The sequence below is a fragment of the Micromonospora sp. GCM10011541 genome (assembly GCF_042650725.1).
Lineage (GTDB): Bacteria > Actinomycetota > Actinomycetes > Mycobacteriales > Micromonosporaceae > Micromonospora > Micromonospora sicca.
The window spans coordinates 1-13,612 of the sequence record NZ_JBHSBP010000047.1 but is presented as its reverse complement, the minus strand read 5'-3'; the positions used below and the strand labels follow the sequence as shown (position 1 = coordinate 13,612).

Genomic DNA, 13,612 nt, shown 5'->3' with positions numbered 1-13,612 from the left:
GGCGGACGGGGCGGCGGATCACGTCAGGGCCGGGCGGTCCGCTCGATGACGTCCGCCACGGCGGCGGCCGCCATCCGATTGTCGAACAGGCGCAGCGCCCGGTCCCGGGCGTGCGCGCCGCGGCGCGCCAGCCGGCCGTCCTCGAACTCCGCGTACGCGCGGGACAGGGCGGCCGTCAGCGCCGGCACGTCGGCGCGTGGCACCACCCAACCGGAGTCCTCGTCGACGGTCTCCGGCAGCCCGCCCGCGTCGCTGACGATGCTGGGCACGCCCATCGCGCTCGCCTCGACCGCGGCGCCGTGGCCCTCGGAGAGCGACGGGCTGACGCTGACGTCGGCGGCCCGGTAGCAGGGCCGCACGTCGGGCACCGATTCGAGCCAGGTGACGCTGGGATCGTCGTCGAGTCCGAAGCGGTCGACCAGGTCCCGTCGGTGCGCCTCGCCGGCCGCGGTCCACCCCCCGCCCACCAGGAGCAGCCGGGAGCGCGGGTGCCGCGCGTGGAACGTCCGCCACGCCGCCAGCAGCACGTCGTGGCCCTTGATCCCGCGCCCGTGGTGCGCCAGCCGTCTGGGCGCGTAGACGTAGGCGACCATGATGGCGACGAACGCGTCCTGGTCGATGCCGAGCTCGGCCCGGGCCTTGGCCCGCACCTCGTCCCGGTGCCCGCCGGGAGCGCCGTCCGGCGGCCGTACGCTGAACCGGTCCGTGTCCACCCCGTACGTCACCACCGGCCGGCGGTCCGCGGGGACGCCGAGGCGGCCGTACAGCTCCGAGGTGTACGCGGTACCGCAGATCACCGTGTCGTCGAGGCGCCAGAGCAGCCGTTCCACCGGCCGGATCGTGGGCGACTCCAGGTACAGCGGCCCGGCCGACATGTGCACCCGGCGGGCCGGGAGGCGGAGCGTCGCGAAGCGGGTGGCCAGCGCCGAGGCGTACAGGTGGTAGTGCAGCACGTCGGGCCTGAAGTCGCGGACGAGGCGGCGCAGCCTGCGCAGCCCGCGGAGGGTCCTGAGTTGGGGGCGGAGGCGGAAGTCGAAGCCGGCGTCGAGGACCGGGATCCCGCGGCGGTCCAGCTCCGAGGGGAGCCGCCCGGGCCCCGGCGGCAGCACGACCGCCACCTCGTGCCCGCGGCGGCGCAGCTCCTCCACCTGCGGGACGATCCACAGACCGCCGCTGTTGGTCTTCAGCACGACGCACACGCGCAGGGCCGGCATGGGCACACCTCCGTTCTCCGGGGCCGTCGGCCCGGTTCGGCGGGTGCCCGTCATCGTGCGGGCACCCCCATGACCACCGAGCCGGGCGGCACGTCCCGGACCACGCACGCGCCGGCGCCCACCGTGGCGTCGGCGCCGACCCGCAGGCCCTGCAGAACCGCGGCGGTGGTGCCGATGAGCACCCCGGAGTCCAGGTGGCAGTCGCCGGAGACCGCGGCGAGCGGGTTCACCGACACGAAGTCGGCGAGCACGCTGTCGTGCCCCACGGTGGCGTTCTGGTTGAGGTGCACGTGCCGGCCCAGCCGGACGTTGGTCGTCACCCGGGCCCCGGCGAACGCCACCAGGCCCTCCCCGTGCACCAGGTCCGCGCCCACGCTGGCCAGCGGATGCACCAGGCTGGCCGCGGGCAGCCCGAGGTCGGCGATCCGCTGGTCGATCAGCCGGCGCACCCGGGGGTCCCCGACCCCGAGCACGTGGTGGGCCGGGCCCGGCAGGTCGCGCAGCCGGTCCGTGCCACCGAGGTACGCCGCGTCGAGCCGCTGAAGTCGCTTGAGGTTCACCTCCGACGGCCGGTCGTCGACGAACCCGAGGACGCGCCACCTCGGCCGGGCCGGGTCGGTTCCGTTGATCGCCTGCACGATCCCGAACAGCTCGCGGCCGTGTCCGCCGCAACCCACGATCACCAGGTCCACCGTCATGCCACCCGCTCCTCCGACCGGTCGCTGCCGCCGGCGCCCGCGGCGTGTCCCGCCGGGACCCGGACGAACTCGTGCGCGGTGGGGGCGTCCGGGGCGCTGATCCCGGTTCTGCGGAACACCGCCACCGCCGTCTCCCCGAGGATCCGCAGGTCGAGGTGGAGGCTCCGGTGATCCACGTACCAGACGTCGTACTCGAACCGCGCCGTCCAGTCCAACTCGTTGCGGCCCCGTACCTGGGCCAGTCCGGTGACCCCCGGTCGTACCTCGTGCCGCCGGGCCTCCCTCGGGCTGTACCGGTCCAGGTACTGCGGGAGCAGGGGACGCGGCCCGACCAGGCTCATGTCGCCCCGCAGGACGTTCCAGAGCGTGGGCAGCTCGTCCAGGCTGGTGGCCCGCAGCCAGCGGCCGAGCGGGGTGAGTCGGTCCCCGTCGTCCCGCGGGTCGACCGACGGCCGCCCGGACGGCCGCATCGTCCGGAACTTGACCAGGGTGAACAGGGCGCCGTGCCGGCCCGGCCGGTGCTGCCGGAACAGGACCGGCCGGCCCGTGCCGACGAGGATCGCGGTCGCGACGACCAGCATGACCGGTGCCGTGGGGACGAGCAGCAGGCCGGCCACCACCACGTCCATGGCGCGCTTCACCCGGTCGTACGCCACGTGGTCGACCGCGCGGTGCCGAGCGGTCACGGATGCGCCCCGAGGAATTCGGTGATGGCGGCGGTGACCCGGGAGATCTGCTCCTCGGTCAGCGCGGATCCGCTCGGCAGGGCGAGGCCCCGCTCGAAGAGCCGCTCCGCGGCGCCGCTGAGCAGCGTCCCGGCGCCGGCGAAGAGGGGCTGGAGGTGCATCGGCTTCCAGACCGGCCGGGTCTCGATCTCCGCCGCGGCGAGGTGTGCCCCCAGGTCACCGGCCCGCCAGCCGGCGCGCTCGGGGTCGACGACGATGACGGTGAGCCAACAGTTGCCCCCCGGATCCCCGTCGGCCAGGACCTCGACCCCGGGTACGGCGGCGAAGAGCTTGGCGTAGTGCTCCCGGAGGCGGCGGCGCCGGTCCAGCATGTCGTCCAGGCGGCCGAGCTGGGCCCGGCCCAGCGCGGCGAGCACGTTGCTGAGCCGGTAGTTGTAGCCCACCTCGTCGTGCTCGTAGTGGACGGCGGGACGACGGGCCTGGGTGGACAGGTGGCGGGCCCGGGCGATCAGCGCCGCCTCGTCCGAGAGCAGCATCCCGCCGCCGGAGGTGGTGATCATCTTGTTGCCGTTGAACGAGAGCACGCCGGCGTCGCCGAACGAGCCGGCCGCCCGGCCCCGGTAGGAGGCGCCGAGGGCTTCCGCCGCGTCCTCGACGACGGGCACCTCCGCATCCCGGCAGAGGCCCAGCAGCGCGTCGTAGTCCGCGCAGCTGCCGAACATGTCGACCGAGACGAGGGCGGCGATGCGCCGCCCGGCGCGCCGTAGCCGGTCGATCAGTTCCGCGGCCAGCGCGACGTCGAGGTTGCCGGTGGCGGGGTCGCAGTCCACGAAGACCGGGGTGGCTCCGGTGTAGACGGCCGCGTTGGCGGTGGCGACGAAGGTCAGCGTCGGCACGATGACGACCTGTCCCGGTCCGGCGCCGAGGGCGAGCAGGGCGAGGTGCAGGGCCGCGGTCCCGGAGTTGAGGGCCAGCGCGTGCCGGACACCCACCCGCTCGGCCACCTCCCGCTCGAACGCGTCCACCTCGGGGCCCAGCGGCGCGACCCACCCCGACCGCAGCGCCCGGAGCACGCCGGCTTCCTCGGCCGGGCCGACGTCCGGCGGCGACAGGTGAATCCGTTCCGTCAGGAGCATGAGGATTCCTCGTGGGAGTGCGGCAGCTTACACGCGCTCAACGATCCAGATCAGCAGGCGGTTTCGTCCCATTTGGCGTGCTGGTCGGTCTCGCCGGGATCCGCGCCGCCCGGCCGATGGAGCCGGGCCATGGGCATCGGGAGGAGGCCCGGGCCGGGACGGACGGTAGAGTTCGCGGCCGGCGGCGGGACGGCCGCCCGAATCCAGGAGCCTCCCCGTGCTGCATCTGAGGATCATCGCGCCGACCGACCAGTCGGCGGCGGTGGCGGATCTCCTCGCCGACGACCCGGGCGTCGCGCACCTGGCCGTCGTCCCCGGCGCCGCCCGTCAGCCGGCCGGTGACCTCATCCTCTGCGACGTCGTCCGGGAGAGCGCCGACCACCTGCTGCGGCAACTCCAGGACCTCGGCGTGGAGGCCCGGGGTGGAATCTCGGCCGACGACGTCGAGCTGACCCTCTCCTCGGCCGCGGAACAGGCCGCCCGCGACGCGCCGGGGCACGGCGAGGACGCGGTGGTCTGGGACGAGATCGCGGCCAAGACCGGCGAGCAGACGGTGCTGACCGGCACCTTCCTGGTGCTGATCATCGTCGCCACCATGATCGCCGGCATCGGGGTCCTGCTCGACCAGCCCATCCTGATCGTCGGCGCGATGGTGGTCGGCCCCGAGTTCGGCCCGCTGGCGGCGCTCTGCGTAGCCCTGCTGCGCCGCAATCCACGCGTCATCGGCCGTTCGATCAAGGCCCTGGTGGTGGGCTTCCTGGCGGCCATGCTGGGCACCGTGCTTAGCACCTGGGCGCTCACCGCCGCCGGGCTGGTCGACCGGGGGATGCTGCTGGCCGACCGGCCGCTGACCGATTTCATCTGGCGGCCGGACGCGCTCTCCTGGGTGGTCGGCCTGCTCGCCGGCGTGGCCGGCATGCTCTCGTTGACGGCGAAGAAGTCCGGCTCCCTGGTCGGGGTGCTGATCTCGGTCACCACCGTGCCGGCCGCCGCGAACGTCGCCGTCGCCGCCGCGTACGGAGTGTGGCCCGAGGCCGGCGGGTCGGCGCTCCAGTTGGTGATCAACCTGTGCGCGATCGTGCTGGCCGGGATGCTGACCCTGGTCGTGCAGCAGCTCTGGTGGTGGCGCGTCGGCCGGATCCGGCGGCGCACGGCGCGGGAGCGGGTGACCGGGCGGCGCTGAGCCGGCTCAGTCCCAGTCGTCGCCGGCGGCCAGCCGGCGGTGGAGCAGGTCGCGCAGCGGGATCGACTCGCCGTCGCGACCGCCCCGCCCCACCACCAGCGGCGCCGGTTCGGGCCGGGGATCCGCGCCGAAGAGCCGGGACCGCACGCTGGCCGGGACGGTCAGCAGGTGGAAGCGCCCCTCGGTGTCCACGGCCCGACTGCGGGCGCGGTCGACGTACCAGCCGGTGAGCCGGGTGCGGTAGCGGCTGCGACCGTCGTAGGACCGGGCGACGAGCCGGGTGGTGCGCAGGCCGCGCCGGGTCGCCTCGGCGGCGAACCAGGCGACCAGCTCGGCCGCCTCCGCCTGCTCGGCCGCGCGGGCCCGCTCGTCCGCCGCGGCGTGCGCCCGTACCGCGCGGCGCTGCCGCTCCCGCCACTCCAGGTCGTCGTCCACGCCCACGCCCGCGACGGTACGCCCCACCGCCCGCACCCGGAACCATGCCGGTTCCCGGCCTCGTGGCAACCCGTCGGGCCGACCCGCCCGCGGCACCGCCCGGTGCGGTGGCCCGGCGTCGACCCGACGGGTGCCGAACGGTCAGGCGAGGCCGGCGCGGCGCAACGCCTCGAGCATCTCGCTGTTGGCCGGTGCCGGCGCGCCCCGGCCCTGCCGCTGCGGCCCGCCCCGGGATCCGCCCCGGTCACCGCGCCCGCCACCCTGACCGCCCCGGTTACCGCCCTGGCCGCCCGGGGTACCACCCTGACCGCCCCGGGTACCGCCCTGGGCCCCCCGGGCCGCACCCTGGTCGGGGCGCCCTCCGCCGCGCTCGCGCCGCCCACCGTCGCCGGACGACCGGCCGCCGCCCGGGGCCGCCTCGTCCTCCAGCCGCAGGGTCAGTGAGATCCGCTTGCGGGGCACGTCCACGTCGAGCACCTTGACCCGGACCACGTCGCCGGACTTCACCACGTCCCGCGGGTCCTTGACGAAGGTGTTCGACATGGCCGAGACGTGCACCAGGCCGTCCTGGTGCACCCCGACGTCCACGAACGCGCCGAACGCGGCCACGTTGGTGACCACGCCCTCCAGCAGCATGCCGGGGACCAGGTCGCCGATCTTCTCCACGCCCTCGACGAAGGTGGCCGTCTTGAACGCCGGTCGCGGGTCCCGGCCCGGCTTCTCCAGCTCGCGCAGGATGTCGGTGACGGTGGGCAGGCCGAACGTGTCGTCCACGAAGTCGGTCGCCTTCAGCCCGCGCAGGATCGTCGACCGGCCGATCAGCGAGCGCAGGTCCTGCCCGGTGCTGGCCAGGATCCGCCGCACCACCGGGTACGCCTCGGGGTGCACGCTGGACGAGTCGAGCGGGTCGTCGCCGCCGGGGATGCGCAGGAAGCCGGCGCACTGCTCGAACGCCTTCGGGCCGAGCCGCGCCACCTTCTTCAGCTCCGCCCGGGTGCGGAACGGGCCGTTGGCGTCCCGGTGCAGCACGATGTTCTCGGCCAGTCCGGCGCCGATGCCGGAGACCCGGGTGAGCAGGGGAGCGGACGCGGTGTTCACGTCCACGCCGACGGCGTTGACGCAGTCCTCGACCACCGCGTCCAGCGAGCGGGAGAGCTTCACCTCGGACAGGTCGTGCTGGTACTGCCCGACGCCGATCGAACGCGGGTCGATCTTGACCAGTTCCGCGAGGGGATCCTGGAGCCGGCGGGCGATGGAGACCGCGCCGCGCAGCGACACGTCCAGCCCGGGCAGCTCCTGGGAGGCGTACGCGGAGGCGGAGTAGACCGACGCGCCGGCCTCGGAGACCACCACCTTGGTGAGGTCGAGCTGCGGATACCGCTTGATCAGCTCGCCGGCGAGCTTGTCGGTCTCCCGGCTCGCGGTGCCGTTGCCGATGGCGATCAGCTCCACCCCGTGCGCCCCGGCCAGCTTCGCCAGGGTCTCGACGGAGGCGTCCCACTGGCGGCGCGGCTCGTGCGGGTAGATCGTGTCGGTGGCGACCACCTTGCCGGTGGCGTCCACCACGGCGACCTTCACGCCGGTGCGCAGGCCCGGGTCGAGGCCCATGGTGGGGCGGGTGCCGGCGGGCGCGGCGAGCAGCAGGTCGCGCAGGTTGGTGGCGAAGACCCGGACGGCCTCCTCCTCGGCCGCCTGCCACAGCCGCATCCGCAGGTCCGCGCCGAGGTGGATGAGGATCCGGGTACGCCAGGCCCAGCGCACCGTGTCGGCCAGCCACTTGTCGGCGGGCCGCCCCTGGTCGCTGACGCCGAACCGGCCGGCGATGGCCGCCTCGTAGCGGGTCGGGCCGGTGACCACGGCGTCCGAGTCGCCCTCGCCCTCCGGGTCCATGGTCAGGTCGAGCACGCCCTCCTTCTCGCCCCGGAACATGGCCAGGATCCGGTGCGAGGGGAGCCGGGTGTACGGCTCGGCGAAGTCGAAGTAATCGGCGAACTTGGCGCCGGCGGCCTCCTGGCCGTCGCGTACCCGGGAGACCAGCCGGCCCCGCGACCACATCTGCCCGCGCAGCGTGCCGATCAGGTCGGCGTCCTCGGCGAACCGCTCGATGAGGATGTTCCGCGCCCCCTCCAGCGCGGCGGCCGCGTCGGCGACGCCCTTGTCGGCGTCGACGTAGCCGGCGGCCGTCCCGCGCGGGTCCTGCCCCGGGTCGGCCAGCAGCGTGTCGGCCAGGGGCTCCAGCCCGGCCTCGCGGGCGATCTGCGCCCGGGTCCGCCGCTTCGGCTTGTACGGGAGGTAGATGTCCTCCAGCCGGGACTTCGAGTCGGCCGCCATGATCTGGGCTGCCAGGGCCTCGTCGAGCTTGCCCTGGCTCCGGATGGACTCCAGCACCGCGGCGCGCCGCTCGTCCAGCTCGCGCAGGTAGCGCAGCCGCTCCTCGAGGGTGCGCAGCTGGGCGTCGTCGAGCAGGCCGGTGGCCTCCTTGCGGTAGCGGGCGATGAACGGCACGGTGGCGCCGCCGTCGAGCAGCTCCACGGCCGCGCGTACCTGCCGTTCGGCGACGCCGAGCTCGTCGGCGATCCGCTGGTGCACAGACTGGGTCACGATCTGATCCGCCTTTTCCGGTGGGTTCCGCAGTGCATTGTGCCGTTCCGTCGGTCACCGGCCGCGCCGCACCCGCCGCCCGCGCCGGCGCAGCATGGGCGGACGCGTCGCCGCAGGCCGGCCGGCTGCGCTAGCGTGGCGATCATGGAACCACCTGCCGACCCGCGGGCGCGGCGGCTCTTCGGCGGCAGCTCCCGGGCCCTCGGCGACCTTGCCGCCAGCCCGTTCCGGGCCGACCGGGACCGGATCGTGGCCTCGCCCTTCTTCGCCCGGCTGAACGGGGTCACCCAGGTGGTCAGCCCGGGTGGTTCGGGCCTGCTGGTGCACAACCGGCTCACCCACAGCCTGAAGGTGGCCCAGGTGGCCCGGGCGGTCGCCGAGCGGCTCACCGCCGACGAGCAGCACCGCGCCCTGCTGGAGAAGCTCGGTGGCTGCGACCCGGACGTGGTGGAGGCGGCCGCGCTCGCCCACGACCTCGGCCACCCGCCCTTCGGGCACCTGGGGGAGCGGGTGCTGGACCGGTTGGCTCGGCAGCGGCTCGGCCTGGCCGACGGCTTCGAGGGCAACGCGCAGTCGTACCGCATCGTGACCAGCACCGAGATCCGGGGCGCGGCGACCACCGGGTTGGACCTCACCGCCGCGGTTCGGGCGGCGATGCTGAAGTACCCGTGGACCCGGCTGGATCACCCGGACCCGCACCCGCGTCACCTCGACCCGGCGCCCCGGGGCGCCACCCCGCCACCGGACGACCCGGAGAGCGGGTCGGCGAAGTTCGGGGCGTACCGGACCGAGGTGGACGACCTGCGGCAGGCCCGCGAGCCGTTCGCCGGACGGATCCCGGACTGGCAGCAGACCCCCGAGGCATCCATCATGGACACCGCCGACGACATCGCGTACGCCATCCACGACGTGGAGGACTTCTACCGGGTCGGGGTGCTCCAGCAGGGCGCGGTGGCCGCCGAGCTGATGGCCTGGCAGCGGGAGAGCGGGCACTTCCGGGCCATCACCGACGCCGCCCTGGCCGCCGCGGCCCGCCGGCCCGGCGCGGCGATCGAGCGGCTGCGCCGGCAACTGCACCGCAAGGACGCCTGGATCGCCGACGACGAGGCGTTCGCCGCCGCGGTCGAGCACGTCCGCGAAGAGTTGGTGGAGGGGCTGCTCGCGCTGCCCTTCGACGGCTCGATCGAGGCGGAGCAGTACGTGGCCCGCTTCTCCGCCCGCTGGTCCACCCGGTTCGTCGAGTCGATCACCGTCACCCCCGAGCCGGGCCCGCGCTCCGGGTACGTGCTGCTGGCCGAGGCGCAGTGGCACGAGGTGCAGGTGCTCAAGTTCGTCCACCACCGGTTCGTGCTGGCCCGCCCCGACCTGGCCCTGCACCAGCGCGGTCAGGCCCGGCTGCTGGGCACCCTGGTCGAGGCGCTCTGGGAGTGGCTGCTCGACCCGGAGGAGGAGTCCCGGCTGCCCCGCCGGCTGCACGACCTGGTGGAGCTGGCCGAGGCGGAGCTGCACCCGCGTACCAAGGACCGGATCGGCCGGGCCCGCGGCCGGGCCATCGTCGACTTCGTCGCCCAGCTCACCGACGGCCAGGCGGTGGCGATGCTGGACGCCCTCTCCGGCCGCTCCGGCGCCCTCTGGACGGACGCCTTCGTCCTCTGAGCCGACCCGGCCGGGCCGGACCGCTCAGGCGATCGCCTGCCACCAGCCGTCCACGGCCGGCGGGTCGTCCACCACCACCCGTTCGCCGGGCCGCGGCACCGCCAGCCGGACGTCCCGGGCCTTCGCCTCCACCCAGAGCCGGTTGACCGGCTCGGCCCAGTCGTGCAGGGCCAGGTTGAACGTCGCCCAGTGCACCGGGAGGAACAGCCCGCCTCGCAGGTCGAGGTGGGCGGCGACCGCCTCCTCCGGGAACATGTGGATGCTCGGCCAGGCCCGGTCGTACGCGCCGATCTGCATCAGCGTGACGTCGAACGGGCCGTGCTCGGCGCCGATCTCCGCGTACCCGTCGAAGTAGCCGGAGTCACCGGTGTAGAACGCCTTGCGGTGCGCGCCCGCCACCACCCAGGAGCTCCAGAGCGTGCCGTCGCGGCGCAGCCCCCGGCCGGAGAAGTGCTGGGCGGCGGTGGCGGTGATGGTCAGGCCGCCCACCCGGTGGCTCTCCGACCAGTCCAGCTCGACGATCCGCTCCTCCGGCACGCCCCACCGGTCGAGGTGGGCGCCGACGCCCAGCGGCACCAGGAACGGCGCCGACTGGTGGGCCAGCAGCCCGCGTACCGTCGCCAGGTCCAGGTGGTCGTAGTGGTCGTGCGAGATCAGGATGGCGTCCACCGGGGGCAGCTCGTCGAGGCGTACCGGCGGCTCGTGGATCCGGCGCGGGCCGACCAGGGCCGAGGGGGAACACCGGTCGCTCCAGACCGGGTCGACCAGCACCCGGTGCCCCTCGATCTCGATCAGCGCCGAGGCGTGGCCGTACCAGACGACGTTGAGCTCCCGGGCCGGGTCGGACACGGGCGCGGCCGACGGGCGCAACAGCGGCACCCCGCCGTCGGGTCGCCGCTTCTGCTTGCCGAAGATCAGCTCCTTGACCAGGTTGCGGCCCGGGTCCGCGACCATCGTCCGGGTGCTCGACGGGTTGTGGAAGGTGCCGTCGCGGAACCGTGGCGAGCGGATCGCCCGCTCCGCCCGCGCGCCGGTGAGCCGGCCGCCGAGCTGCGCCGGGACGTCCCGCCCCACCCAGGCCACCCCGGCCAGCGCCGCCACCCCGGCCATCCGCCACAGCCGACGGCCGAGCGCCCGCTCTACCGCCCGATCCGCTGTCTCGCCCATCGTCGTCCCCTCCGCCGTGTCCCGCAGTACACGGTAGCCATCCCGAAGCCGTCGCGCCCTCGCGCTCAGCCCAGCCGGCGCCGGACCGCCGAACCGACCGTAGTGCCCATCCCGCCGACCGAACGGACCACCTGCGACAGGTCCGGCAGCCAGCCGCCGCGCACTGACTCGCCGGCCGGGTTGGGCGTGAACACGATGCCGTCGTGCGGCGCCACCGGCCGGTCGCACAGCCCCGCCCGCCGCATCAGCGGGCCGACCAGCAGGTCGTACACGCCGGGCAGGACGGTGAAACCGAACCGCATCACCACGTTGAGCCGGCCCACCGACACCTCCCGGCGCGGCCGGTCGGTGCAGTCCACCATCGCCCGGGCCACCCGTTGCGGGGTGGTGACCCCCACTTGGCGGCGACGTAGCCGCTCAGGTAGGGCGCGGTGATGTGCCCGTGCACCGAGCCGGTGAGGATGAGGGTGCCCGCCGAGGCGGCCCGGAAGTGCCGCAACGCCACCCGGGCCACCGCCGCGGCGGCGAGCAGGTCGGTGCGGACCACCTGCTCGAAGACCCGCTCGGGCACCTCGTCGAACCGTCCGTACGCCATCACCGCGGCGGTGTGCACCCAGACGTCGATGCCGCCGAACGCCGCCAGCGCGGCGCGGGCCAGCCCGCCCACCGCGTCGGGCATGGTCACGTCGGTCGCTTCGGCGAGCACCGGCGCGCCGGCGGCCCGGCACTCCTCGCGTACCTCGGCGAGGGTGGCGGGGGAGCGGGCCGCGAGGACCAGACGGTCCCCGCGCCCGGCGAACGCCTGGGCCGCCGCCCGGCCGATCCCGCTGGTCGCGCCGGTGATCACCACCGTCCGGGTCACGGCGCGAGCACGACCTTGACGCAGCCGTCCTGCTTCTTCTGGAACATCTCGTACGCCTGCGGCGCCTGCTCCAGCGGCGGCCGGTGGGTACGCAGGTCCTCGACCCCGAGCGGGTCGTCGTCGCCGGCGAGCAGCGGCATGATCTCGTCCACCCAGCGCTTCACGTGGCACTGCCCCATCCGCAGTTGGATGCCCCGGTCGAACATTTCCACCAACGGCATCGGATCCCGCTCGCCGCCGTAGACGCCGGAGACGGAGACCGTGCCGCCCCGGCGGACCGCCTTCACCGCCGCGTACAGCACGACGAGGCGGTCGACGCCGGCCTTGTCGGTCATCGTCTGCGCCAACTTGTCGGGCAGCAGCCCGGCGGCCGTCTGCGCAACCTTGCCCAGCGGGGCGCCGTGCGCCTCCATGCCGACGGCGTCGATCACCGCGTCCGGGCCGCGCCCGTCGACCAGGTCGATCAGCGCGCCGGGGACGTCGTCCAGGGCCGACACGTCGAGCACCTCGATGCCGTGCCGGCGGGCCATCTCCAGCCGCTCCGGCACCAGGTCGAGCCCGATCACCCGGTCGGCGCCGAGGTGCCGGCCGATCCGGGCGCAGAACTGCCCCACCGGGCCGAGCCCGAAGACGGCGAGGGTGCCGCCGCGCGGGGTGTCCGCGTACTTCACCGCCTGCCAGGCGGTGGGCAGGATGTCGGAGAGGTATAGCCAGCGCTCATCAGGGCCGGTCTCGGGGACTTTGATCGGGCCGAACTGGGCCTGCGGGACCCGCAGGTACTCGGCCTGCCCGCCCGGCACCGAGCCGTAGAGCGAGGTGTAGCCGAACAGCGCGGCGCCCTTGCCCTCGCTCGTGACCTGCGTCGTCTCGCACTGCGCGTAGAGCTGCCGCGCGCACATCCAGCACGAGCCGCAGGAGATGTTGAACGGGACGACCACCCGGTCGGCCACCTTCAGCCGGGTCACCCCCGGGCCGACCTCCTCGACGATGCCCATCGGCCCGTGCCCCAGGACGTCGCCGGGCTTCAGGTACGGCCCGAGCACCTCGTACAGGTGCAGGTCGGAGCCGCAGATGGCGGTGGAGGTGATCCGGAGGATCGCGTCGGTCGGCTCCTCGATCCTGGGGTCCGGGACGTCCTCGACCCGGACGTCACGCTTACCTTGCCAGGTCAGTGCCTTCATGCCTGAATGTCCCCTCTTTGGTGCCGTCCATCGGACTGCTACCCGCGCTGGGAGGCTTGAACCGGTCGCTGGGGACCTCCGCTCTCCAGGCGGCGGGTCGTGCGTTGCGGTGCGTGGTTGGTTGCGGTGGGGGTGTGGCCCGCCGTGACCGGCTCCGGGCGGTCAGGCTTGATCCCTGCGCCGGTCACGGCGGGCCACACCCCTGACGTGGTCCCGGTCCGCTCGTGCGTCCCCGGCCGGGCGGTTCGCGTGTCCCGTCGATGTCGTCCCGGGTTGCGGCAGGTTGGTGCGTGGCGGGTGTTGAGAGGTCGTGTTCTGGCGAGATCGTCGCGGGTTGCGGCAGCTTGGTGTCTCCGGGTGGTGATACCGCGGTGTGCCCGCAGGTTGTGTGGATCTTGGCGGTCGGCGTGAGACGGCCCGTGCGGTCTGGCCGAGATGTCCGGTTCTGGGTGTGACCGGCGGCATCCTCAGCCCGGAATCGTGGCCGGCCCGGGGTCGTTACACATCGCGTACGACCGAGTACCTGGCCCGCTCGACCGGGTCGGATGGTCGGGCCCCGGGAATGGTGGTGGGCCGGTGGTCGTTACACATGGTCCCGGCGCCGCGACGAGGCCCCCGCCCCGCGGCTGGCACCGGGCAGAGACTTTCCCCCTTGCACTCTTTTGAGCGCCTGACGGTGCTTGCGCATGTCCCGGCCCCCACCGGGTGTGCGCCGACCCCCCAAGGAGCTTTTGTCATGAACACGATGCTGCGTAAGAGCGTGCTGGGTATTGCTGGTCTGGCTTTCACCGGT

At 74.2% G+C, this 13,612-nt stretch carries 12 protein-coding genes; 2 read left to right on the top strand and 10 right to left on the bottom strand.

The window, feature by feature from the left end; genetic code table 11:
- Positions 1-23: 23 nt before the first annotated feature.
- From ACFOYX_RS16685 to ACFOYX_RS16670, 4 genes are read right to left on the bottom strand one after another with little or no spacing between them, the layout of a single operon-like run.
- Positions 24-1,214, bottom strand: a complete 1,191-nt coding sequence (locus ACFOYX_RS16685) for a glycosyltransferase family 4 protein (RefSeq protein WP_322442784.1) — start codon at positions 1,212-1,214, stop codon at positions 24-26.
- A 50-nt stretch (positions 1,215-1,264) separates the two neighbouring features.
- Positions 1,265-1,912, bottom strand: a complete 648-nt coding sequence (locus ACFOYX_RS16680) for an acetyltransferase (RefSeq protein WP_322442785.1) — start codon at positions 1,910-1,912, stop codon at positions 1,265-1,267.
- The gene (locus ACFOYX_RS16675; RefSeq protein WP_322442786.1) at positions 1,909-2,598 is read right to left on the bottom strand and encodes a sugar transferase; all 690 of its coding nucleotides are present in this window, start codon (positions 2,596-2,598) and stop codon (positions 1,909-1,911) included. The genes ACFOYX_RS16680 and ACFOYX_RS16675 overlap by 4 nt, the downstream gene beginning before the upstream one ends.
- Positions 2,595-3,734: an aminotransferase class I/II-fold pyridoxal phosphate-dependent enzyme gene (locus tag ACFOYX_RS16670; RefSeq protein WP_322442787.1), complete on the bottom strand. Its 1,140-nt coding sequence runs from the start codon at positions 3,732-3,734 to the stop codon at positions 2,595-2,597. The genes ACFOYX_RS16675 and ACFOYX_RS16670 overlap by 4 nt, the downstream gene beginning before the upstream one ends.
- A gap of 217 nt (positions 3,735-3,951) precedes the next feature.
- On the opposite strand from ACFOYX_RS16670, the gene ACFOYX_RS16665 reads away from it, so the two are divergent.
- Positions 3,952-4,917, top strand: coding sequence for a DUF389 domain-containing protein (locus ACFOYX_RS16665; RefSeq protein ID WP_322442788.1), 966 nt, complete (start codon positions 3,952-3,954; stop codon positions 4,915-4,917).
- A gap of 6 nt (positions 4,918-4,923) precedes the next feature.
- Here ACFOYX_RS16665 and ACFOYX_RS16660 read toward each other — a convergent pair whose 3' ends face one another.
- Both ACFOYX_RS16660 and ACFOYX_RS16655 read right to left on the bottom strand, forming a co-directional pair.
- Positions 4,924-5,358, bottom strand: a complete 435-nt coding sequence (locus ACFOYX_RS16660) for a hypothetical protein (protein ID WP_322442789.1) — start codon at positions 5,356-5,358, stop codon at positions 4,924-4,926.
- 135 nt (positions 5,359-5,493) lie between these two features.
- Complete coding sequence (locus ACFOYX_RS16655) at positions 5,494-7,953, bottom strand: Tex family protein (RefSeq protein ID WP_322442790.1); 2,460 nt, start codon at positions 7,951-7,953, stop codon at positions 5,494-5,496.
- 144 nt (positions 7,954-8,097) lie between these two features.
- Here ACFOYX_RS16655 and ACFOYX_RS16650 point away from each other — a divergent pair, with 144 nt between their 5' ends.
- Positions 8,098-9,609: a dGTP triphosphohydrolase gene (locus ACFOYX_RS16650; RefSeq protein ID WP_322442791.1), complete on the top strand. Its 1,512-nt coding sequence runs from the start codon at positions 8,098-8,100 to the stop codon at positions 9,607-9,609.
- Positions 9,610-9,633: 24 nt separating this feature from the next.
- Here the strand turns inward: ACFOYX_RS16650 and ACFOYX_RS16645 are convergent, their stop codons facing one another.
- The 4 genes from ACFOYX_RS16645 to ACFOYX_RS16630 all read right to left on the bottom strand — a co-directional run bounded on the left by ACFOYX_RS16645 (position 9,634) and on the right by ACFOYX_RS16630 (position 12,819).
- A complete protein-coding gene (locus ACFOYX_RS16645) occupies positions 9,634-10,776 on the bottom strand; it encodes an MBL fold metallo-hydrolase (protein ID WP_322442792.1) in 1,143 nt (380 codons plus the stop codon).
- A gap of 65 nt (positions 10,777-10,841) precedes the next feature.
- Positions 10,842-11,099, bottom strand: coding sequence for a hypothetical protein (locus ACFOYX_RS16640; protein ID WP_322442793.1), 258 nt, complete (start codon positions 11,097-11,099; stop codon positions 10,842-10,844).
- Positions 11,078-11,638 carry an SDR family NAD(P)-dependent oxidoreductase gene (locus ACFOYX_RS16635; protein WP_322442794.1) on the bottom strand — a complete coding sequence of 187 codons (561 nt, stop codon included), beginning with the start codon at positions 11,636-11,638 and terminating at the stop codon, positions 11,078-11,080. Before ACFOYX_RS16635 ends, ACFOYX_RS16640 begins: the two co-directional genes overlap by 22 nt.
- Complete coding sequence (locus tag ACFOYX_RS16630; RefSeq protein WP_322442795.1) at positions 11,635-12,819, bottom strand: zinc-dependent alcohol dehydrogenase; 1,185 nt, start codon at positions 12,817-12,819, stop codon at positions 11,635-11,637. The genes ACFOYX_RS16635 and ACFOYX_RS16630 overlap by 4 nt, the downstream gene beginning before the upstream one ends.
- Between the last annotated feature and the right edge of the window lie 793 nt (positions 12,820-13,612).